Here is a 20,663-nt window from a genome sequence, read left to right on the forward strand (position 1 = left end):
GCCGCTCAGTTGAACCCGGCCACCGCGTGCGGCACGTACGGGCGTTCGAGCGTGGCGATTTCGTCGTCGGTCAGCTTCAGCGCGAGCGCGCCGAGCGCATCGTCCAGTTGCCGCGGCTTCGAGATGCCGATGATCGGCGCGGTGACACCGCGCTTTTGCGCAACCCACGCGAGCGCGACCTGCGCCCGCGGCACGTTGCGCGCGGCGGCGATCGCCGCGACGGCCTCGACGACCGCCTTGTCGGCATCGGCCGTCGCGTCGTACAGCCGCTGGCCGACGTCGTCCTTCTGCTGCCGTTCCGACGATTCGTCCCAACTGCGCGTCAGGCGCCCGCGTGCGAGCGGGCTCCACGGAATCACCGCGATGCCTTCGTCCTCGCACAGCGGCAGCATTTCGCGCTCTTCTTCGCGATACAGCAGGTTCAGGTGGTTCTGCATGCTGACGAAGCGGGTCCAGCCGTTCTGCTTCGACGTGTGCAGCGCCTTCGCGAACTGCCACGCGAACATCGACGATGCGCCGATATAGCGCGCCTTGCCGGCCTTCACGACGTCGTGCAGCGCCTCGAGCGTCTCCTCGATCGGCGTGCCGTAGTCCCAGCGGTGAATCTGGTAGAGATCGACGTAGTCGGTGCCGAGCCGCTTCAGGCTCTGGTCGATATCGGTCATGATCGCCTTGCGTGACAGGCCGGCGCCGTTCGGCCCCGGCCGCATCCGGTAGAACACCTTCGTCGCGATCACGACGTCGTCGCGCTTCGTGAAATCGCGCAACGCGCGGCCGACGATCTCCTCGGACGTACCGTCCGAATACATGTTCGCGGTGTCGAAGAAGTTGATGCCGGCCTCGACCGCCCGCTGGATGATCGGGCGACTTTCCGCTTCCGGCAGCGTCCACGGGTGCGTGCCCCGCGACGGCTCGCCGAACGTCATGCAGCCCAGCACCAGCTTCGACACGTCCAGCCCGGTCGATCCGAATTTCACGTATTCCATTGCACGCCTCGCCACTCGAGTTGGGGTTGCGGCCGGATGCGCGCCGCGCATCCGCCAGACGTCGCATGGTATCCCTCATGCCGCGAACGCGTATGACCGCGCGCCGCGTGCAGGCTGCGTGAAAGGAACGAAAAGGACAGGACGAAAAAGGACGAACCGGAAGACCCGCCTACTTGGCCTGGTCGGCGATCGGCTGCAGGAACGCGGAGAAGCCGGTCAGCATGATCTGCACGCCGATACACAGCAGCAGGAACGCCGACACGCGCTTCGCGACCTTGGTCCCTTCACTGCCGAGGTAGCGCGCGAGCAGCGCGGAGCGGCTGTAGACCTGCCAGATCACGAGCGCGACGAGCACGGACACGGCAATCGACACGATGCTCGACAGCATGAATTCCGACAGCTTGTGCGTGCGGTTCGCGTTCAGCGCGATCGCGGTCGCGATCGAGCCGGGGCCGACCGTCAGCGGCACCGTCAACGGGAAGAACGCGCGCGTCATGATCGCGTTCGCGTCGATCGGCTTGACCGGCGTGTCGCCGCCGCCCGGCCCGTCCGGTTCGTTCAGCATCTGCCAGCCGGCCACGGCAACCGCGAAGCCGCCGCCGATGCGCAGCGCTTCCATCGAGATCCCGAAGAAATGCAGTACCGGCGTGCCGGCGAAGAACGCGACCATCAGCACGACGAACGCGTTGAACGCGACCTTCCTCGCGAGCAGATCCCGTTCGTGCGCGGTGAGCGCCTCGGTCCGTTCGAGAAACAGGAACGCGATACCGATCGGATTGATGATGCCGATCAGGCCGGTAAAGCCGAACAGGATCTCGGAGACGAGGCGATTGACGATCATCGTGCGAAGCAGCGGTCGGGACGGGGCCGGCAGCGCGCCGGGGGTCACGCATTGTAGTGCAAGCGCCCGTGCCCGAGACGCAAAATGCGGCCGGCCCGGTTTCGCCGTCGATCGTCGTGAAGGTTCGTCGTGCAGCCTTATTCGGCGCCTGCGTCCCAGGCCGGCGGCCGCTTCGCGAAGAAAGCCGCGAAGCCTTCCTTCGCTTCGGGCGTCGCCCGCACGCGGGAGATCGTCTGCGCGGTGAACGCCGCACGTTCGTCCGACGGCGGGTACTCGCCGATCGCATCGAAAAAGCGCTTGATCTCCATCAGTGCGTGCGGGCCGTTGCGGCCGAGTTCCGCGAGCGTCCGGTCGAGCGTGTCGTCGAGCGCATCGAGCGGCACGGCCTGATGAATCAGACCGATCGCGACGGCTTCGGCAGCCGCGAGCTGCGTCGCCGTCAGCGCGAGCCGGCGCGCCTGGCGCTGGCCGACCGCCTCGACCAGATACGGGCCGATCACGGCCGGCAGGATTCCGAAGCGGGCTTCGCTGACCGAGAATCGCGCGTGGTCGCTCGCAATCACGATGTCGCAAGCGGCGCACAGGCCCACGCCGCCGCCGAACGCGTGGCCCTGCACGCGTGCGACCGTCGGTTTCGGGCACTGCCGGATCGCGCGCATCATCGCGGCGAACCGCTCGGCGTCGCGCAGGTTCGCGGCCGCATCGTTCGTGCTGGCGCGCTGCATCCACTGCAGGTCGGCGCCCGCGCAAAATGCGCGACCGTCCGAACGCAGCACGATCGCGCGCACGTCGTCGCGCCGGCCGAGCATCGTGAACGCTTCGGTCAGCTCCGCGATCATCGTCTCGTCGAATGCGTTCAGCACGTCGCCGCGCTGCAGCGCGACGGTCGCGATGCCGCGCGCATCGACCGCGACGGCCAGGGTCTTCAATCCATCCATCGAACAGGTTTCCTCGGGTAGAACAGCCAATATCGGAATCAGGCGGCCTGGCGGCGGTCGATCACGCGCCGGGCCTTGCCGGTCGCGGTCGCGGGAATGCCGCCGGCTGCCAGCACCGTCACGCCGGACGACACGCCGACCATCGTCTTGATCCGGTGCTGCAGCTCGCGTGCGAGCGCCGCGCGATCGCCGTCGGTGACGGACGTCGTCGCTTCGGAGCGCAACTCGACCGCGAGGTCGAGCCGGTCCATGTGACCGTCGCGCGACAGCGTGATCTGGAACTGGCCCGACAACTGCGGCAGCGCGACGACGATCTCCTCGATCTGGCTCGGGAACACGTTCACGCCGCGCACGATCAGCATGTCGTCGGAGCGGCCCGTGATCTTCGCGAGCCGGCGCATCGCACGCGCGGTCGGCGGCAGCAGCGCGGTGAGGTCGCGCGTGCGGTAACGGATCACCGGCATCGCTTCCTTGGTCAGCGACGTGAACACGAGCTCGCCCTGGCTGCCGTCGGGCAGCACTTCGCCGGTGACGGGATCGATGATCTCCGGGTAGAAGTGGTCTTCCCAGATCACCGGGCCGTCCTTCGTCTCGACGCATTCGCACGCGACGCCCGGGCCCATCACTTCCGACAGCCCGTAGATGTCGAGCGCGTCGATGCCCACGCGCGTCTCCACTTCGTCGCGCAGCGCCTGCGTCCACGGCTCGGCGCCGAAAATGCCGATCTTCAGCGACGATTCGGCCGGGTCCATCCCCTGCCGCACCATCTCGTCGATCAGGTTCAGCATGTACGACGGCGTGACGAGGATGATCTTCGGCTCGAAATCGCGAATCAGTTGCACCTGCTTCTCGGTCTGCCCGCCGGACATCGGCACGACCATGCAGCCGAGCCGCTCCGCGCCGTAGTGAATCCCGAGACCGCCCGTGAAGAGGGCCATAGCCGAACGCGTTGTGCAGCGTATCGCCCGGGCGGCCGCCGGCCGCGCGGATCGAGCGCGCGGTCACGTTCGCCCATGTGTCGATGTCGCGCGCCGTGTAGCCGACCACCGTCGGCTTGCCGGTCGTGCCGCTCGATGCATGCACGCGCACGACCTGCTCACGCGGCACCGCGAAGAGGCCGAACGGATAGTTGTCGCGCAGGTCGTTCTTGGTCGAGAACGGGAATTTCGCGAGATCGGAGAGCGACTTCAGGTCGTCCGGATGCACGCCCGCCGCATCGAACGTGCGCCGATAGTGCGAGACGTTGTCGTACGCGTGGCGCAGCGACCACTTGAGGCGTTCGAGCTGCAGCGCCTGCAGTTCGTCGCGGCTGGCGGTCTCGATCGGCTCGAGGGCGGCGGCGGGATGCGTCGGGTGAGTCATCGGGGTGCTCCTCCAATGGAGTAATGTCGTTGTCGTGTTCGAGGTGGCAAGGCGGTCATGACCGGAACGTGCGACCGGCCGCGTGCAGCGCGGCGAGGCGCGGCGACACGCGATAGCGGTCCTCGCCGTAGCTCGCCGCCAGGTTCGACAGCACGCGATGCACGCGGCCGATGCCGATCGCATCGGCCCACGCGAGCGGGCCGCACGGGTAGTTCACGCCTTTCTCCATCGCAAGATCGAGATCGGCCGGCGAGCACACGCCCTGGTTGACCGTATCGGCCGCTTCGTTCGCGAGCATCGCGACGGTGCGCATCGCGACCATCCCCGGCACGTCCGCGACGCCGACGACGCGAAAACCCGCCTGCTGGAACAGGCCGACCGCATCCGCATAGGCGGCATCGCTGCACTGGAGCGCGCGCGTCAGCGCGACGAGCCCGGCCTGCGCGTAATCGCGCGCGAGATCGACGAGCACGAGATCCGCCACGCCGGTTTGCGCGGCGCGCGCGGTGGCCGTGCGGCCGTCGGTCAGCGCGATCGACGCGCGGCCAGCCGTGGCGAGCAGGTCGTCCGGCTGTGCGCCGGCGTGCCGGACGCCTTCGATACGTTCGGCGAAACGTGCGTGCAGCGCGGCGGCCGGGCCGTCCTGCGCAAACAACACGACGTCGGCCGGCGCGGCGCGCGGCGCTTCGAGCTCCGGGGCCGGCGGTGTCGCGCCGTCCGCGTACGAATAGAAGCCCCGCCCGGACTTGCGCCCGAGGAAGCCCGCATTCACGAGTTCCTGCTGGATCAGCGACGGCGTGTAGCGCGGGTCGTTGAAATACGCGCGGAACACCGACTCGGTCACCGCGAAGTTCACGTCGTGGCCGATCAGGTCCATCAGCTCGAACGGCCCCATCCGGAAGCCGCCGGCTTCGCGCATCACCGCGTCGATCGAAGCCGGCGCGCCGCCCTGCTCGTTCAGCACGCGCAGCGCCTCCGCGTAATACGGCCGGGCGACGCGGTTCACGATGAAGCCCGGCGTCGATTTCGCCATCACCGGTTGCTTGCCCCACGCGGCGGCGGTCGCATACAGGCCCCGCGCAACCTCGGGCGCGGTCGCGAGCCCGCTGACCACCTCGACGAGCGCCATCAGCGGCGCCGGGTTGAAGAAATGCAGGCCGGCGACGCGCTGCGGCACGCGCAGCCCGGCCGCGATCGACGTGATCGAGATCGACGACGTATTGGTCGCCAGCACGCATGCGTCGTCGACATGGCGTTCGAGGGTCGCGAAGATCTCGCGCTTCACGTCGAGCCGTTCGGCCGCCGCCTCGACGATCAGCGCGGCGCCCGCGAAATCGGCCAGCGCGCGCACCGCGCGGATCCGGCTGCCGGCCGCATCGGCCTGCGCCGGTTCGAGCCGGCCCTTCTCCGCCAGCCGCGCGAACTGCGCGCGGATGCCGGCCAGCGCCTTGTCGCAGGCCGCTTCGTTCAGGTCGTACAGCAGCACCGCATGGCCGGCCGCCGCCGCGACCTGCGCAATGCCCGCGCCCATCGCGCCGGCGCCGATCACGCCGACGACGGCCGACGGCGCCAGCGCGCCCGAGTTCACCGAATGTGCAGAGGAAACAGCCATCGCTTGCGATCCGTCATGAAGTGGAAGTGCGAACGATTATAAACCGACCGGTCGGTATATTTATGTCAGGGCGAGCCCGAATGTGTCGTGCAAAAGACCGTTACGAAACCTGCAACGACAAAAAAATCGAAAGATGGGGGCACTTTTTGTAAACCGAAAGGTCAACGTAAGGGTTCGAATATGAGATAGTGACCCCCGAACGCCTGATAAAATTCGACAAATTGCCGGATTCCAGGGGGAATGCGTGTCGCGCCGTCACCGCCGTCCGTCGCCCTGTTTCGGGGTCGAATCGAGCTTCCGGCCCGCGTCGTCACGTAGGCTTGTTTCGCCGTCCGCGGGTAACCGCGTCAACCGTTTCATCCCGCGACGGGCTTCGGCCCGCCCGCGCCCCTCGCCGCCTCGCGGCAGCGAACCCTGGGCAGCACCGTTGCGTGCCGCCCCTCTTCGGTTTCATCGTTCTCGTTCGGCGGATAGTACGGCCGGGCTTCGTCAACCCGTGACGGCGCGTCGCGCGCCGTCACCCGCATAAGGAAACCCTTCATGCCGCTCTCGTCCAACCAGCTCCCGCGCTGGACCCTCTGGGCCCCGCTTGCCGCATGGCTGGTACTCGCGCTGTCGCGCGTCGTGCCAGCCGAAGGCCTCGTCATCGCGGTATTCGCCGCCGCGCTCGCCGGCGCCGTGTTCGCCGCCGTCCACCATGCGGAAGTCGTCGCGCACCGCGTCGGCGAACCGTTCGGCACGCTCGTGCTCGCGGTCGCCGTCACCGTCATCGAAGTCGCGCTGATCGTGTCGGTGATGCTCGGCGCGGGCCCCGAGAAATCGGGCCTCGCCCGCGACACCGTGTTCGCCGCCGTGATGATCATCTGTAACGGCATCGTCGGCATCTGCCTGCTGGTCGGCGCATGGAAGCACGGCGAACAGGACTTCCAGGGGCGCGGCGCGAGCAAGGCGCTCGCGGTGCTCGCGTCGCTGTCGGTGCTGTCGCTCGTGATGCCGAACTACCTGAGCGCCGCGCCCGGCCCGTTCTTCTCGAAATCGCAGCTCGCGTTCGCCGGCGTCGCGTCGCTGGTGCTGTACGGCGCGTTCGTGTTCGTGCAGACCGTGCGCCACCGCGACTACTTCCTCGCCGCGCACGATAGCGCGGACGAAGCGGTGCACGCGGCGGCGCCGAGCAATCGCACCGCGGTCACCAGCATGGTGCTGCTGTTCGCGAGCCTCGTCGCGGTCGTGCTGCTCGCGAAGCTGCTGTCGCCGGCCGTCGAGCATGCGGTGCTGAAGCTCGGCGCGCCCGAAGCCGCGGTCGGTATCGTGATCGCCGCGCTCGTGCTGTTGCCGGAAGGGCTCGCGGCCGTCACCGCCGCGCGTGCGAACCGCCTGCAGACCAGCATGAACCTCGCGCTCGGTTCCGCGCTCGCGAGCATCGGGCTCACGATCCCGACCGTCGCGGCCGTGTTCATCTGGGTCGGCCAGCCGCTCACGCTCGGGATCGGCGCGATGGAAACGGTCCTGCTGGCGCTCACGCTGCTGGTCAGCACGCTCACGCTGAGCCAGGGACGCACGACGGTGCTGCACGGCGTCGTGCACCTGTCGCTGTTCGCCGCGTACCTGTTCCTGTCGATCACCCACTGACGCCCATACGCGCGCGGCACGGCGAATCGCCGCCGTGCCGCGCGCTTCCTTTCACGCCCCTTCACACGCCTTCACTTCACGCGAGCGCTACCGCACCGGAATCACCAGATGCTGGCCGGCCAGGATCAGGTTCGGATTGGCGAGGTTGTTGCGGCGCTGGATCTCGCGATAGCGCTGGCCGCTGCCGAGCTTGCTGGCCGCGATCATGTTCAGCGTGTCGCCCGCCCTCACCACGTACATGTGCTCGCCCGACGCGGCCGCGGTCGTCACCGCCTGGTCGCTGACGAAGTACTTGCGCAACAGGTCGAGATACTGCGGCGACTGCTTGAGCTTCGCGATCGCGGCGTTCAGGTAGATCAGCAGATCCTGGTCGGCGGCGCGCACGCCGATCTTGTACGCGATGTTCGAGCCGTCGAGCTTGGTCACCGCGAACTTCAGGTCGGTGTCCTTGATCGAGCGGACCGCGAACGGATAGTCGTAAATGAACGCGTCGACCGTATGGCCGTCGATGCTCTTCGCGATGAACCCCGGATCGGAATCGTCGACCTCGACGAACCGGACGTTCGGATACTGGCGCGTGACGAACGCGCGCACGTCGGGATCGCCCTTCAGGATGCCGACCGTCTTGCCCGCGAGATCGTCGGCGGAGCGGATCGCGGACCCTTGCCGCACGATCAGCGAATAGCCGAAATCGTCGACGTACGGCACCGAATAGACGATGCCCGCCGGCGTGTTGTCCGGGAACGTCAGCCCGTCCATCGCCACATCGACGACGTGGTTTCCCTTTGCATCCGTATCGAGCAGTTGCTTCGGCACGCCCGGGTACGTGTCGACCTCGTGACGCGTGTCGACGGCGACCGGCTTGCCGCCGTGCGAGAACGACGGATCCGCGAACAGCAGCCGGGCGAATTCGACGTTGAAGCCGTGCGGTGCGCCCTTGTCCTCGCCGAAGAACGGTTCGCTCGGGTTCTGCACCGAGATCCGCACGATGCCGTTTTCGGCAATCGACTTCAGCGTGCTGGCCTGCGGCGTGAAACCGGCCGGCAGCACGTTGACCGACGGCGACGGCTGCGCGGGCTGGCCCGCGTCGCCGGCCTGCGCGGACGTCGCGGCCGGGGCCGGGGCAGCGTCATGCGCGGGAATCAGCGTCGATAGGCCGCCCTCATGCACCAGCCATACGCCGACGAGCACCACCAGAAACACGACTGCACCGAGAAGTTTTTTCATGGTTGCGTGCCTGCGGGAAGTTATTGTTGTTTCGACTGCAACACGGCGGGATTCGCCGCATCGGGCCCGGGCACATGGCTGCCGTTCATCACCGCCTGCTGCTGCGCCTGCTTGACCTCGGGGTTATCCATCAGCGACGTCTCCATTTCGGAGAACGCCTTGTTGACCGAGCGCATCACCGAATCGACGGCCACGTCTGTCTTGATCTGCTCGAACGTGTCGGCCGCCTGCCGCCCCGCGAGCTTGTTCATCTGCTGCGCTGCCTGCGACATGTCCCACATCGCCTTCGCGCGATCGATCGCCGACGCGAAATTCTTCAGTTCGGCCTGCACCTGCTTGTAGCGGCCCTCGCGAAACGCGAGGAGCTGCTTCATCGTATCGAGCTGCGACCGGAAGCGCGGCGCATCGTCCGGATACTGCTTCTCGAACAGTTCCGTCTTGCCCTCGAAGTTCTTCACCTCGGTGCGGAACGCGGTGATGCTGTCCGCGAATTTCTGTGCCGCCTGGCGCTTTTCCGCGAGCTGGTTGATCAGCGTCTCGATCGGATTCGCCTGCGCCTCCTCGACGATCATCTTCACCTTCTGGTTCGCGAACTTCATTGCGACGACCGGCGCCAAATAGATCGCGCCGAGGCCGATGACGCCTGCCGTGATCAACGCGATCATCCCCTTCAGAATGAACAGTGCGGCCGGCGCTGCGATGGCGACGCCCGCGATGATGATCGCCCACTTGATCAGCTTGACCTTGCCATTCCCCGAACTGCCGTTTGCTTCATTCGAAAGCTGCGACATGAGTTTTTCTCCTTGTACCTCGAACCGAACTGCGTGCGTGTGCTGCTTCAAGCTCAATCGAAATGCGTCGGACTCCAGTGCCGCCGGACGATCGGGAAAGCCGGCGGCGCAATACACGGACGAGCGCCGGCGGGCGTCACGAAACGCCGGTGTAGGCACCGTTCAGGATGCGGAAATCGGGGGCGGGAGGCGGCGGCGCGATGCGGCGGCGCCGAACAACGCCGGACATCGTCGCGACCATCGCGCAGACGGGAAAGTGTACCGACGCACGGTACGAAACGGGATGACGGATACGTGACGCGACGGGCGTCGGGAGAATCGTTGCGCCGGCAGCGCCGATCGATGCGGGGCCGGGGTTCCGTTAAGAGTGCGTAAAGGCTCATCGTTGTTCTTTTGCGTATCGCGGGTGCAGGAACCGCACAGCCGGCGCGGCCCGCTCCAAATGCACCGACGTATCGTGCGCCGGCCGGCATGCAGCGTCAAGCGGTTGTCGCAGTGCAGCGAACCGCCGCACTCCGCCGTCGAAACGCAGGCATCGCGCCAGCTTTCATGACGGTAAGGATTCGCACGACGCCCGGCTGCCGCGTTCGATCAGGATTGCTTGTCATTGCATGCGGCAAGCTTCCGGATTGAAAGCTTGTTACACGACGTGGGCGCATTACGCCGCCGCGTCATCCGGCTCCTGCACGAGAAACCGCTCGACCATCGCGTTGAACACCGGCAGCGCCGGATTGTCGTTGTCCGCGCGCCATGCGAGATACAACTCGGCCGCCACGTTGACGCCCGCCAGCGGCCGGAACACCACGCCGTCCACATGAAGCTCGCGCGCCGACGCCGGCACCAGCGCCGCGCCAAGCCCCGCACGCACGAGGCCGAGGATCGTATGCGTCTGGCCGACGTAATGCAGGTAGTTCGGCAGCCGCCCGGCGCCCGCGAACATCCCCGAAATCATGTCGTGGAAATACTTGCCCTCGTTCGGCGAATACGCGATGAACGGCTGCCGGTCGAGCTCGTCGGGGCCGATCTGCTCGTAGGCCGCGAGCGGCGCGCCTTCCGCGACCGCGACGAGCATTGGTTCGCGCTGCACGAGCCGGTATTCGAGCGGCTGGCGCGCGGCGCGCTGGCGCACGAAACCCGCGTCGAGCATCCGCGACGCGAGCGCGTCGATCTGCACGGTCGACACCATCTCGCGCAGTTCGACGTCGACGTCCGGCAACGCATGCGCCGCGTGCGCGAGCAGCACCGGAATCATCCGGTACGCACTGACGGCCGTGAAACCGAGCGTGATGCGCCCGGCCCCGCCATGCGCGACCCGCTGCGCGGCCTGCTCGGCCCGCGCGGAAAATTCGAGGATGTGCCGCGCGTCGCGCAGGAAGCGTTCGCCGGCCGCGGTCAGGCTGACCTGCCGGCTGCTGCGCTCGAGCAGCGCGATGCCGAGCGCGTGTTCGAGCAACTGGATTTGCCGGCTGAGGGGCGGCTGGGTCATGAAGAGCCGCCTGGCCGCACGGCCGAAATGCAGCTCTTCGGCAACCGCGACGAAACAGCGAAGCTGATGAAGTTCAATCATTCAAAACTTGAATCAATCGATAGTCTTTTGATGTTAGACCGATATCGATGCGATTTCTATACTCGGTTCCACCCGATGCGCGGCCCGCGCCGCGCACGACGACCGAGACCTTCATGACCATCGACATCCTGCTGACCCAGCCGCTGCCCGACACCATCGACGCCGAACTGTCCACCCGTTACACCGTGCATCGACTGTATGCGGCCGAGCAACCGGACGCGTTGCTCGATCGCGTGGCGCCGCGCATTCGCGGCGTCGTGACCGGCGGCGCGAACGGCCTGTCCGCCGCGCTGATGGACCGGCTCGGCGCGCTCGAAATCATCGCGATCAACGGCATCGGCACCGACGCGGTCGATCTGGACCGCGCACGGGCGCGCGGCATCCACGTGACGACGACCCCCGACGTGCTGACCGACGACGTCGCCGACATGGCGCTGGGGCTGATCCTGATGACCCTGCGCGACCTCGGCGCGGGCGAGCGGATCGTGCGCGCCGGCCGCTGGGGCAAAACGGCCCAGCCGCTCGCGACGCAGGTCACGGGCAAGCGGCTCGGCATCGTCGGGCTCGGCCGCGTCGGACGCGCGATCGCGCAGCGCGCGCAGGCGTTCCGGATGCCCGTCAGTTACTTCGGCCCGCGCGAGCATCTCGACAGCGGCTATCGCTTCGTGCCCGACCTCGCCGCGCTCGCGCGCGACAGCGACGTGCTCGTGATCGCGGCCTCGGCCGATCACGGCAACGTGCTCGTGACGGCCGACGTGCTCGCCGCGCTTGGCCCCAAAGGATTCCTGATCAATGTCGCGCGCGGCAAGCTGGTCGACGAAGCCGCGCTCGTGCGTGCGTTGGCCGACGGCACGATCGCCGGCGCCGGTCTCGACGTGTTCGCGAACGAACCGCACGTGCCGGCCGCGCTGCTCGAACTCGACCGCGTCGTCGTGCAGCCGCACCGCGCGAGCGCCACGCATGAAACGCGCGAGGCAATGGGCCGCCTCGTGCTTGCCAACCTCGCCGCGTGCTTCGCGGGCCAGCGCCCGCCGACCAGCGTCACGCGCTGAACGCGGCACCGCCCTCTCGTTACAACACCGGATGCCTCCGCACGACGGAGGCCAGGAGACACGCATGTCCAATCGATCCAGCGGCGCTGCCGTCGCCGCATCGCCCGCCGCCTCGCGCACGATCGGCCGCGTCCGTTATGCGGTCCTCGCGCTGATTTTCGCCGTCACCGTCGTCAACTATGCGGATCGCGCGACGATGTCGATCGCCGGCACTGGCGTCGCGCACGACCTCGGGCTCACGCCCGTGCAACTCGGCGTCGTCTTTTCGGCATTCGCATGGGCCTATGCGATCGGCCAGATTCCGGGCGGCTGGCTGCTCGACCGCTTCGGCGCGCGACGCGTGTACGGCCTGAGCCTGTTGCTGTGGTCGGTATTCACGATGCTGCAGGGCACGGTCGGCGGGTTCGCCGTGCAAGGCGCGGCCGCGACGCTCGCGCTGTTCGTGATGCGCTTCATGCTCGGCCTCGTCGAATCGCCGGCGTTTCCGGCCAATTCGCGGATCGTCGCATGCTGGTTCCCGACCGCCGAACGCGGCACCGCATCGGCGCTGTTCAATTCCGCGCAATACATGGCCGTCGTGCTGTTCACGCCGGCGATGGCGTGGCTCACGCATGCGCTCGGCTGGGAGCACGTATTTCTGTGGATGGGGCTGCTCGGCATCGCGCTCGCCGCGCTGTGGTTCGCGTGGTATCGCGAGCCGCACGGCCACCCGCGCATGACCGACGCGGAGCGCGACTACCTGCGCGCCCACGGCGCGCTCGTGGATCTCGAGGCGAACCGCGTGCGCGAGCGCCCGCGCGCGTCGTGGCACGACGTGTCGCAACTGTTCCGCCACCGGAACCTGTGGGCGATCTACATCGGCCAATACTGCATCACGGCGCTCACGTACTTCTTCATCACGTGGTTCCCGATCTACCTGATCAAGGGGCGCGGGATGACGATCATGGAAGCCGGCTGGGTCGCCGCGCTGCCGGCGATCTGCGGCTTCACGGGCGGCGTGCTCGGCGGCGTGCTGTCGGACTGGCTGATCCGGCGCGGCATGCATCCGTCGAGGGCGCGCAAGACGCCGTTCGTCGCGGGGATGGCGATGGCGACGCTGCTCGTGCTCGCGAACGGCGCATCGTCGAACGCGGTCGTGATCGCGCTGATGGCGATCGCGTTCTTCGGCAAGGGGCTCGCGGCAGTCGGCTGGGCCGTGCTCGCCGACACGGCGCCGGAAGGCATGGTCGGGCTGAGCGGCGGCGTCTTCAACGGCCTCGGCAACATCGCAGGGATCGTCACGCCGCTCGTGATCGGCTACTTCGTCGCCAGCACGGGTTCGTTCGCCGGCGCGTTATGGTTCGTCGCCGCGCACGGGCTGATCGGCATTGCCGCGTACGCGTGGCTCGCGGGCCGCTTCGAGCGGATCCGCATCGCGCCGGCCGCATGAACGTCGCGGCGGCACGCACGCGTCGTCACGCGCGCCGGCGGCCGCCCGGCATTTGCTCCGTCGTCAGCCGGTCGAGCTCGCGCAGATCGTTCTCCAGCGCAGGCGTGAGCGTCGTGCGCAGGTGATCGAGGAAGGTGCGGATCTTCGCATCGAGATAGCGGCGCGTGGCATACACGGCATAGACGCTCACCGTCTGCAGCCGGTACTCGGGCAGCACGCGGATCAGGCGCCCTTCGCGGATATCGTCGAGCACGGTATACAGCGCCACGCACGCGATCCCGCGCCCGGCACGCACCGCGACGCACAGCGCGTCCGGCACGTTGACCTGGAACGGCGCCGGCTGCAGCGCGTAGACGGTCTCCTCGCCGTCGCTGCGCTCGAGCCGCCATTCGCCGGCCGGCGACGCGGGCGTGTCGAGGCGCAGGCACACGTGGTTCGGCAGTTCGTCGGGCGTCTGCGGCGTGCCGTGCCGCGCCAGGTATTCGCGCGACGCGACGAGCACGCTGCAGCTCGTGCCGCAGGTCTGCGCGACATAGCCGGAATCGGGCAACTGCGACGCCGTCACGATCGACACGTCGTAGCCCTCTTCGACCAGATTCGGCATCCGCTGCGCCAGCGTCAGCTCGACCGACACGTCGGGATTGTCCGCCTGGTAGCGCACGATCGACGACACGACATGGCTCTGCCCGAGCCCCGTCATCGCATGAATGCGCATCTTGCCGCTCGGCCGCAGCAGCGCGTTGCGCGCCTCCGCGTTCGCGTAATCGAGTTCCGCGAGGATCGATTTCGCGCGCTCGAAATAGCGCTCGCCGCTTTCGGTCAGGCCGAGGTGGCGAGTCGTGCGATGCAGCAGGCGCGTCTGTACGTGGGCTTCGAGGTTCGAGACCGCGCGCGACACCTGCGCGGTGGTCGCGTCGATTTCCTTCGCGACCGCAGTAAAACTGCCGGCTTCGACAACGCGCACGAACAGGCGCATGTTTTCGAGCATGTCCATTGAATTGGCTTGGGGAGAGTCAGTGGGGAGGCGTCGGCGGCGCTCGCGTCAGAGGAGCAACGGAGCGCGGCCGCGAACCACGTCGAATCGATCACCGTGCCGGGGAGAAGGCGGGAGAGCGGGCATCGCGGACGGGGTTCTGGCATGACGGGGGGAATTGACTGCGCCGAATTGTACGCCGCTGCAGACAAATTTGCGCGGTTCCGCGTGGGCAAGTTCCCATCCGACGAAAGGATTTTGCAAGACTTGCACGTCGCACGTCTGCAACAGCTTGATGCAGCGCGACAATATGTATCACAACACGATATAATTGCAGGCTTGTCGCCGCGCCTCCCCGCATCGTCATTTTTACCGCTTACCGTCCATGTCGTCAGGCTCCTCCCCGTCGCGCCGCACGTTGCGGCAATGGCTGCACAGCTTCATTCCCCATCCGATGACACTCGGCTGGCGCGAGCGCCTGCGCTCGTGCACCGGCGCGCTCGTGGGCATTGCGACGGTCGGCGTCACGATGCGGCTGCTGCCCGGCGTGCCGGGCCTCGTGCCGCTGCTCGTCGCGCCGATGGGGGCGTCGGCGGTGCTGCTGTTCGCGGTGCCGGCCAGCCCGCTCGCGCAGCCGTGGTCGATCATCGGCGGCAATCTCGTCGCGGCGACGGTGGGCGTCGCATGCGCGCAATGGATCGCCGATCCGATCACGGCCGCCGCGGTCGCGATTGCCTGCGCGATCGGCGGCATGTTCGTGCTGCGCTGCGTGCACCCGCCGTCGGGCGCCGTCGCGCTCACGGCCGTGGTCGGCGGCCCGGCAATCCATGCGCTCGGCTTCGGCTTCGTCCTGCAGCCGATCGCGCTGCAATCGGCGATCCTGCTGTCGGCCGCGCTCGTCTACCACGCGCTGACCGGGCACCGCTACCCGCACGGCGGCGTGCGCCCCGAAGCGAAACAGCAGGCCGGCGCCGCACCGGCGCGCGGTGGCTTTACGCGCGGCGACCTCGACGCGGTGCTGAAGCGCCGCAGCGAATGGCTCGACGTCGATCCGGACGATCTCGAAGCGCTGCTGCGCGAAACCGAAATGCAGGCTTATACACGCACGTTCGGCCAGTTGAAGTGCGCGGACCTGATGACGAAGAATGCGATCGAGGTCGCGCCGTCGACGTCGGTCGCGGCCGCGCTGACGCTGCTCGACCGTCACCGCGTGAAGGCGCTGCCCGTGGTCGACGGCGAAGGCCGCCTGACCGGCATCGTCACGCGCGCCGACCTCACGCGTCAGTTGCGCCGTCCGACGCCGCTGTGGCAGCGTCTGTCCGCCCGGTTGCCGCAATCGTTCGGCGGCCAGCCCGCGAGCGTCGCGTCCGTGATGACGCGCGACGTCGCGTCGGTGCCGGAAACGATGCCGATCACGGCGCTCGTGCCGCTGTTCACGCATTCGGGCCACCACCATATTCCGGTCGTCGATGCATCGCGCCGGCTCGTCGGCATCATTACGCAGACGGATCTCGTCACGGGCCTTTATCAGCAGACCCAGATGCTCGAGGCCGCGTAGCGCGCATCGCGCGACGCAACCGCCTGCGAAACGCGGAATGCATTCGTTCCGCCCGATTTCGGCCATTTATATCATGTTGTGATATATTTACCGCCACCGTAACCGACTGCCCGACCGACCTCGATGAACGATACCCGACGCGCGCTCGCGAAAAGCGATTTCCAGCAACTGTCCGAGTTCCGCTACCAGATGCGCTGCTTCGAGCGCTTCTCCGAACGCGCCGCGCAAAGCGAAGGCGTGACGCCGCTGCAATACCTGCTGCTGCTGCACATCAAGGGCTACCCGCATCGCGAATGGGCGACCATCGGCGAACTCGCGGAACGCCTGCAGGCGCAGCACCACGGTGTCGTGGCGCTGGTGACGCGCTGCGAAGCGCTCGGGCTCGTGAAGCGCAAGCCGAGCGAAGCCGATCGTCGCCAGGTCGAAGTCCACCTCGAACAGGCGGGCGAAACGCTGCTCGCCCGTCTCGCGGCCATGCACCGCGCCGAGCTGAAGTCGCTCAAGGACGCGTTCCAGGTTCCCCAGATCGATTACTGACCCTTGCCCTTGCCACTCCGATGAACGCACCACACAAACGCGATTTTTCGATCAACGAACGCCTGCCCAGGATCGCGTTGCTTGCCGCCGGGATCGGCCTGCTCAGCACGCTTGCCGCGTTCGTGCTGTTGAGCCTGATCCACCTGTTCACGAACCTGTTCTTCTTCCAGCAGTTCTCGTTCGCCGACCATTCGCCCGCGAACAACACGCTCGGCGCATGGGTGATCGCCGTTCCGGTGATCGGCGGGCTGATCGTCGGCTTGATGGCGCGTTTCGGTTCGGAGAAGATCCGCGGCCACGGCATTCCCGAAGCGATCGAGGCGATCCTGTTCGGCAAGAGCCGCATGTCGCCGAAGGTCGCGATCCTCAAGCCGCTGTCGTCCGGCGTCGTGATCGGCAGCGGCGGCCCGTTCGGCGCCGAAGGCCCGATCATCATGACCGGCGGCGCGCTCGGCTCGCTGATCGCGCAATGCGTGCACGTGACCGCCGCCGAGCGCAAGACGCTGCTCGTCGCCGGTGCGGCGGCCGGTATGACGGCCGTGTTCGGCACACCGGTGGCCGCCGTGCTGCTCGCGGTCGAACTGCTGCTGTTCGAATGGCGTCCGCGCAGTTTCCTGCCGGTCGCGCTGGCGTGCGCGGTGGCGGGCTTCGCACGCGCGGTGTTCTTCGGCGTCGATCCGCTGTTTCCGGTGACGACCGCCGCGCCGACGCCCGTCGCGCTGCTGTCGTGCATCGTCGCGGGCCTGCTGTCGGGCATGCTCGCGTGCGGCCTGTCGGCGGCGCTCTACCGCGTCGAAGACGCCTTCGCGAAGCTGCCTGTGCACTGGATGTGGTGGCCCGCGCTCGGCGCGATCGTGATCGGCATCGGCGGCTGGCTCGAGCCGCGCGCGCTCGGCGTCGGCTACGACGTGATCGGCGACCTGCTGCACCAGCACATCGCGCTGAAGATCGCGCTCGCGCTACTGATCGTGAAAGCCGTGATGTGGGTGATCGCGCTCGGTTCGGGCACCTCGGGCGGTGTGCTCGCCCCGCTGCTGATGCTCGGCGCCGGCCTCGGCACCGTGCTGTCGCCGGTACTGCCGGGCGGCGATCCGGCGCTGTGGCCGCTCGTGTGCATGGCCGCGACGCTCGGCGCGACGCTCGGCGCCCCGCTCACCGCGATCGTGTTCGCCTTCGGCCTCACGCACGACGCCAATGCGCTGTTGCCGCTGCTCGCCGCGACGCTCGTCGCGCACGGCTTCGCGACCATCGTGATGAAGCGCTCGATCATGACGGAAAAGATCGCACGCCGCGGCTACCACATCTATCGCGAATACGGCGTCGATCCGCTCGAGCGGCACGACATCGGCGAGGTAATGACGTCGGCCGATCGGCTCGTCGCGATCGACGGCTCGGCGACGCTCGATACCGTCGAGACGCAATACTTCGGCGCGAAGCAGACGCATCGCGCGTATCCGGTCGTGCAGAACGGCCGCCTGCTCGGCCTCGTCGATCGCGCGACGCTCGATGCGCAGCGTGCAGAGGCCGGCGCCGACGCGCCGATCTCGGCCGCGTTCGCCAACCGCGCACCGGCCGTCGCGCTGGCGCACGAAACGTGCCGCGTCGTCGCGTCGCGCCTCGCGATGCTCGGCCTCGAACGCCTGCCGGTGGTCGCCGACGAGCAATCGCTGCGCATCACGGGCATCGTGTCGCGCAGCGACCTGATCAAGCCCGCGCTCCAGCACTTCGACGACGAACACAAGCGCGAGCGCTTCCGTCCGGTCGTCCCGGCCAACCTGCGCGACGTCGGCTCGCGCAAGATCGGCTGACACGGCCCGCGTGCGCGGCGTCCGGCCGCGCACCGCTTCCCCGCCTCGCCTTGCTGCCCGATGCCGCGTGCCCGCCGCACGCCGCATCGCGGCCCCGCACCTTCTCCGTTTAAAGTTGGTTAACAATTCGGCAGACGAAAGTTTGTCATCATGGTGCTCATGCGACGGGGCCATCCATCAGCCATTCCACTTCGTCATCAGATAAAGAGTCGCGGCGCGGCATGCACGCACATGCCGCCCGCCGCGGCCGTCATCTCACCACACCACGACCGGGCAGCGCAGCGACCGCGCGAGGCATGACGTTGAGCCGTACGCGACGCATGCCGCACCGCAGCAACATGCGCAGCATCCGAGCCGCCGTTTGGCAAGCGCGTTAACAACTTGTTTCGGAATGACCGGAACCGCGCCTGCCCGATGCGAATCTCACTTGCACGCAGCACTGCTGCGCATCCCACTCAATCAATCACGACTCGAGGGAGATAACGTGAACGTGAAATACTTACCGCTCATCGCATTGACCGTGGCAATTTCTGCTCATGCCGCCGAACCTGCCGTGCAGAACGTGGGACAAAGCCAGAAAGCGGCTCCCGACGTCTCGGCGTGCATCGCCAAGACCTGGGCCGACAAGTCGCAACAACAGGTGATCTCGCAGAACGTGCTGGCCAACGGGCTCGCGACCGACGTGTACGCACCGGGCCAGCAGCCGCCGAACGGCGCCGCCGCGATGGTTCGTCCGTCGTGGAAGCCGGGTGCGAAGACGTGGGTCGGCGTGCGCGGCGACGCAGCGTCCGCCGGCGACATCAACGCCTGCCTGTAACGATGTAACGAGAACAGGCGCTCCGGATGGCCTTGCGCCATCCGCTTGCGACGAGCCCCGCTTCGGCGGGGCTTTTTCTTTGCCGTGTGGGAAGCGTCTTACAGGTAGCTGCAGACGTAATCGAGCGTCTCGAGCACTTCGATGTCGAAGCGGCTCTTGCCCGGCACGGAGAACGATTCGCCGGCGCCGTAGGTCTGCCATTCGCTGCTGCCGTCGAGCTTCACGCGGCACTTGCCGGCCTGCACTTCCATCAATTCGGGCGCATCCGTGCCGAAGTTGAGCGCGCACGGCAGGATCACGCCGAGCGTCTTGCGCGTGCCGTCCGGGAAGAGCACGGTATGCGACACGCACTTGCCGTCGAAATAGACGTTCGCGCGCTTGACGACCGATACGTTGTCGAATTGGGTTGCACTGGTCATGTGATGCCTCTGATTGCTGGATGCCGGATGGCGATGGGGTTGAAGGCCGGCCGTAGCGGCAAGCCGACGCGACGGGCCGGCCGCTATGATACCGGCTCGCGCAATGTGCGCCGCAATGATCCGCGGCCAGCGCAGGCCCGGCCCCACGATCGTCAGGATCACTACGCGATCTGCGCGGGGTACCGACTCACCGCAACCCCTTGCGTCGCGCGGAGTCGCGCAGGCAATCGAGCAGCATCGCCGCGGCCGGCGTCAGCGGGCTGTCGCGGCGCGTGACGACCTGCACCGATACGCCCGGCAAGCGCTCGCGGATCGGCAGTACCGCGAGCTGGTCGCGCGCCCACTCGCCTTGCAGCAATTGCTCGGGCATCGATGCGATCAGGTCGCAACCGGTCATCAGGCTGTGCGCAAGACCGAAGCTCGGGCATTCGACGACGCGCGCCGGCACCGGCAGCCCGTACGCGACGAACGAGTTGAACAACACCTGTGTCGAGCTTTCCGGAGACGGATTCATCAGCCAGTCGGCCTCGACGAGATCGGCAAGCGACGTGGCCGACGCGAGCGGATGCCCTTTGCGCGCCACGATCAGCGAACGGCTCGCATAGAGCTCCGCATGATCGAACTCGGCCGCCAGCAGTTCGGGCACGACGACGGCCACCGCGAAATCGAGCGAACCGTCGTGCAGGCGCGGCAGCGCGACGCCCGGAAACCCTTCGACCAGATTGACGCGCGCCACCGGAAAGCGGCGCCGGAACGCACGAAACGCGTCGGGCAGGATCGTCACCGCCGCCGCCGGCGTGATCGCCGCCGCGACGGAACCCGTCATCGCGCCCTGTGCCTGCTCGATGTCGTCGCGGGCGCGCTGCATTTCGGCGACGATCAGCCGCGCGCGCACCTGCAGTTTCTGGCCGAACGCGGTGAGCTGCACGCCGCGTGCGGTGCGCACGACGAGCGATACGCCGAGCGCGATCTCCAGTTCCTTGACCGCCTTCGTGAGCGCAGCCGGCGACACGTTCAGGCGCCGCGCGGCCGCGCGAATGCTCCCTTCCTCCGCGGCGGTGACGAACGCTTTCAGCTGATGATATTTCATGGCGGCAATGCGTGATCCGTGGAAACC

Annotated in this window: 18 protein-coding genes and 1 pseudogene; 7 read left to right on the forward strand and 12 right to left on the reverse strand. The window is 67.5% G+C overall.

What is annotated here, in order from left to right; translation table 11 throughout:
• Nucleotides 1-5 precede the first annotated feature (5 nt).
• The 6 genes and pseudogenes from HWX09_RS17945 to HWX09_RS17970 form a co-directional block, all read right to left on the reverse strand.
• Nucleotides 6-986: an aldo/keto reductase gene (locus tag HWX09_RS17945; protein ID WP_027780809.1), complete on the reverse strand. Its 981-nt coding sequence runs from the start codon at nucleotides 984-986 to the stop codon at nucleotides 6-8.
• A 169-nt stretch (nucleotides 987-1,155) separates the two neighbouring features.
• Entirely contained in the window at nucleotides 1,156-1,827 is a 672-nt protein-coding gene (locus tag HWX09_RS17950) for a MarC family protein (RefSeq protein WP_027780810.1), read from the reverse strand.
• Nucleotides 1,828-1,964: 137 nt separating this feature from the next.
• Nucleotides 1,965-2,765 carry an enoyl-CoA hydratase-related protein gene (locus HWX09_RS17955; protein ID WP_027780811.1) on the reverse strand — a complete coding sequence of 267 codons (801 nt, stop codon included), beginning with the start codon at nucleotides 2,763-2,765 and terminating at the stop codon, nucleotides 1,965-1,967.
• Between the two features lie 38 nt (nucleotides 2,766-2,803).
• Nucleotides 2,804-4,127: pseudogene (gene paaK / locus HWX09_RS17960) on the reverse strand (phenylacetate--CoA ligase PaaK).
• Between the two features lie 55 nt (nucleotides 4,128-4,182).
• Nucleotides 4,183-5,739 carry a 3-hydroxyacyl-CoA dehydrogenase gene (locus HWX09_RS17965; protein ID WP_027780812.1) on the reverse strand — a complete coding sequence of 519 codons (1,557 nt, stop codon included), beginning with the start codon at nucleotides 5,737-5,739 and terminating at the stop codon, nucleotides 4,183-4,185.
• Nucleotides 5,740-6,095: 356 nt separating this feature from the next.
• Nucleotides 6,096-6,281 carry a hypothetical protein gene (locus tag HWX09_RS17970; protein WP_175888589.1) on the reverse strand — a complete coding sequence of 62 codons (186 nt, stop codon included), beginning with the start codon at nucleotides 6,279-6,281 and terminating at the stop codon, nucleotides 6,096-6,098.
• Between HWX09_RS17970 and HWX09_RS17975 the strand changes: the two genes are divergently transcribed.
• Nucleotides 6,280-7,368, forward strand: coding sequence for an ionic transporter y4hA (locus HWX09_RS17975; protein WP_027780813.1), 1,089 nt, complete (start codon nucleotides 6,280-6,282; stop codon nucleotides 7,366-7,368). The genes HWX09_RS17970 and HWX09_RS17975 overlap by 2 nt on opposite strands.
• Nucleotides 7,369-7,455: 87 nt before the next feature.
• Here HWX09_RS17975 and HWX09_RS17980 read toward each other — a convergent pair whose 3' ends face one another.
• The 3 genes from HWX09_RS17980 to HWX09_RS17990 all read right to left on the reverse strand — a co-directional run bounded on the left by HWX09_RS17980 (nucleotide 7,456) and on the right by HWX09_RS17990 (nucleotide 10,953).
• Nucleotides 7,456-8,595, reverse strand: coding sequence for a transporter substrate-binding domain-containing protein (locus HWX09_RS17980; protein ID WP_027780814.1), 1,140 nt, complete (start codon nucleotides 8,593-8,595; stop codon nucleotides 7,456-7,458).
• A 20-nt stretch (nucleotides 8,596-8,615) separates the two neighbouring features.
• Nucleotides 8,616-9,386 (reverse strand): hypothetical protein, encoded by a 771-nt coding sequence (locus HWX09_RS17985; RefSeq protein ID WP_027780815.1) that lies wholly within the window; start codon nucleotides 9,384-9,386, stop codon nucleotides 8,616-8,618.
• Between the two features lie 658 nt (nucleotides 9,387-10,044).
• On the reverse strand, nucleotides 10,045-10,953 hold the full coding sequence (locus tag HWX09_RS17990; RefSeq protein WP_027780816.1) for a LysR substrate-binding domain-containing protein: 909 nt from the start codon (nucleotides 10,951-10,953) through the stop codon (nucleotides 10,045-10,047).
• A 113-nt stretch (nucleotides 10,954-11,066) separates the two neighbouring features.
• On the opposite strand from HWX09_RS17990, the gene HWX09_RS17995 reads away from it, so the two are divergent.
• A complete protein-coding gene (locus HWX09_RS17995; RefSeq protein ID WP_027780817.1) occupies nucleotides 11,067-12,005 on the forward strand; it encodes a 2-hydroxyacid dehydrogenase in 939 nt (312 codons plus the stop codon).
• Between the two features lie 64 nt (nucleotides 12,006-12,069).
• On the forward strand, nucleotides 12,070-13,434 hold the full coding sequence (locus tag HWX09_RS18000) for an MFS transporter (RefSeq protein ID WP_027780818.1): 1,365 nt from the start codon (nucleotides 12,070-12,072) through the stop codon (nucleotides 13,432-13,434).
• Between the two features lie 25 nt (nucleotides 13,435-13,459).
• Here HWX09_RS18000 and HWX09_RS18005 read toward each other — a convergent pair whose 3' ends face one another.
• The gene (locus HWX09_RS18005) at nucleotides 13,460-14,428 is read right to left on the reverse strand and encodes a LysR family transcriptional regulator (RefSeq protein ID WP_027780819.1); all 969 of its coding nucleotides are present in this window, start codon (nucleotides 14,426-14,428) and stop codon (nucleotides 13,460-13,462) included.
• A 364-nt stretch (nucleotides 14,429-14,792) separates the two neighbouring features.
• On the opposite strand from HWX09_RS18005, the gene HWX09_RS18010 reads away from it, so the two are divergent.
• From HWX09_RS18010 to HWX09_RS18025, 4 genes are all read left to right on the forward strand, one after another.
• Nucleotides 14,793-15,965, forward strand: a complete 1,173-nt coding sequence (locus tag HWX09_RS18010; RefSeq protein WP_027780820.1) for an HPP family protein — start codon at nucleotides 14,793-14,795, stop codon at nucleotides 15,963-15,965.
• A 123-nt stretch (nucleotides 15,966-16,088) separates the two neighbouring features.
• Nucleotides 16,089-16,502 (forward strand): helix-turn-helix domain-containing protein, encoded by a 414-nt coding sequence (locus HWX09_RS18015; RefSeq protein WP_027780821.1) that lies wholly within the window; start codon nucleotides 16,089-16,091, stop codon nucleotides 16,500-16,502.
• A 20-nt stretch (nucleotides 16,503-16,522) separates the two neighbouring features.
• Nucleotides 16,523-18,310, forward strand: a complete 1,788-nt coding sequence (locus tag HWX09_RS18020) for a chloride channel protein (protein ID WP_027780822.1) — start codon at nucleotides 16,523-16,525, stop codon at nucleotides 18,308-18,310.
• Nucleotides 18,311-18,794: 484 nt separating this feature from the next.
• Nucleotides 18,795-19,127 (forward strand): hypothetical protein, encoded by a 333-nt coding sequence (locus HWX09_RS18025; RefSeq protein WP_175888591.1) that lies wholly within the window; start codon nucleotides 18,795-18,797, stop codon nucleotides 19,125-19,127.
• A gap of 98 nt (nucleotides 19,128-19,225) precedes the next feature.
• Here the strand turns inward: HWX09_RS18025 and HWX09_RS18030 are convergent, their stop codons facing one another.
• Both HWX09_RS18030 and HWX09_RS18035 read right to left on the reverse strand, forming a co-directional pair.
• Nucleotides 19,226-19,546: a pyrimidine/purine nucleoside phosphorylase gene (locus HWX09_RS18030; protein WP_006478890.1), complete on the reverse strand. Its 321-nt coding sequence runs from the start codon at nucleotides 19,544-19,546 to the stop codon at nucleotides 19,226-19,228.
• 187 nt (nucleotides 19,547-19,733) lie between these two features.
• Nucleotides 19,734-20,636 (reverse strand): LysR substrate-binding domain-containing protein, encoded by a 903-nt coding sequence (locus HWX09_RS18035; RefSeq protein WP_027780824.1) that lies wholly within the window; start codon nucleotides 20,634-20,636, stop codon nucleotides 19,734-19,736.
• Between the last annotated feature and the right edge of the window lie 27 nt (nucleotides 20,637-20,663).

It is taken from the genome of Burkholderia sp. BCC1208 (genome assembly GCF_902833095.1).
GTDB lineage: Bacteria > Pseudomonadota > Gammaproteobacteria > Burkholderiales > Burkholderiaceae > Burkholderia.

Coding starts and splice junctions, on each gene's coding strand:
- HWX09_RS17945 (WP_027780809.1), bottom strand. CDS start 986: ATGGAATACGTGAAATTCGGATCGACCGGGCTGGACGTGTCGAAGCTG.
- HWX09_RS17950 (WP_027780810.1), bottom strand. CDS start 1,827: ATGATCGTCAATCGCCTCGTCTCCGAGATCCTGTTCGGCTTTACCGGC.
- HWX09_RS17955 (WP_027780811.1), bottom strand. CDS start 2,765: ATGGATGGATTGAAGACCCTGGCCGTCGCGGTCGATGCGCGCGGCATC.
- HWX09_RS17965 (WP_027780812.1), bottom strand. CDS start 5,739: ATGGCTGTTTCCTCTGCACATTCGGTGAACTCGGGCGCGCTGGCGCCG.
- HWX09_RS17975 (WP_027780813.1), top strand. CDS start 6,280: ATGCCGCTCTCGTCCAACCAGCTCCCGCGCTGGACCCTCTGGGCCCCG.
- HWX09_RS17970 (WP_175888589.1), bottom strand. CDS start 6,281: ATGAAGGGTTTCCTTATGCGGGTGACGGCGCGCGACGCGCCGTCACGG.
- HWX09_RS17980 (WP_027780814.1), bottom strand. CDS start 8,595: ATGAAAAAACTTCTCGGTGCAGTCGTGTTTCTGGTGGTGCTCGTCGGC.
- HWX09_RS17985 (WP_027780815.1), bottom strand. CDS start 9,386: ATGTCGCAGCTTTCGAATGAAGCAAACGGCAGTTCGGGGAATGGCAAG.
- HWX09_RS17990 (WP_027780816.1), bottom strand. CDS start 10,953: ATGATTGAACTTCATCAGCTTCGCTGTTTCGTCGCGGTTGCCGAAGAG.
- HWX09_RS17995 (WP_027780817.1), top strand. CDS start 11,067: ATGACCATCGACATCCTGCTGACCCAGCCGCTGCCCGACACCATCGAC.
- HWX09_RS18000 (WP_027780818.1), top strand. CDS start 12,070: ATGTCCAATCGATCCAGCGGCGCTGCCGTCGCCGCATCGCCCGCCGCC.
- HWX09_RS18005 (WP_027780819.1), bottom strand. CDS start 14,428: ATGGACATGCTCGAAAACATGCGCCTGTTCGTGCGCGTTGTCGAAGCC.
- HWX09_RS18010 (WP_027780820.1), top strand. CDS start 14,793: ATGTCGTCAGGCTCCTCCCCGTCGCGCCGCACGTTGCGGCAATGGCTG.
- HWX09_RS18015 (WP_027780821.1), top strand. CDS start 16,089: ATGAACGATACCCGACGCGCGCTCGCGAAAAGCGATTTCCAGCAACTG.
- HWX09_RS18020 (WP_027780822.1), top strand. CDS start 16,523: ATGAACGCACCACACAAACGCGATTTTTCGATCAACGAACGCCTGCCC.
- HWX09_RS18030 (WP_006478890.1), bottom strand. CDS start 19,546: ATGACCAGTGCAACCCAATTCGACAACGTATCGGTCGTCAAGCGCGCG.
- HWX09_RS18035 (WP_027780824.1), bottom strand. CDS start 20,636: ATGAAATATCATCAGCTGAAAGCGTTCGTCACCGCCGCGGAGGAAGGG.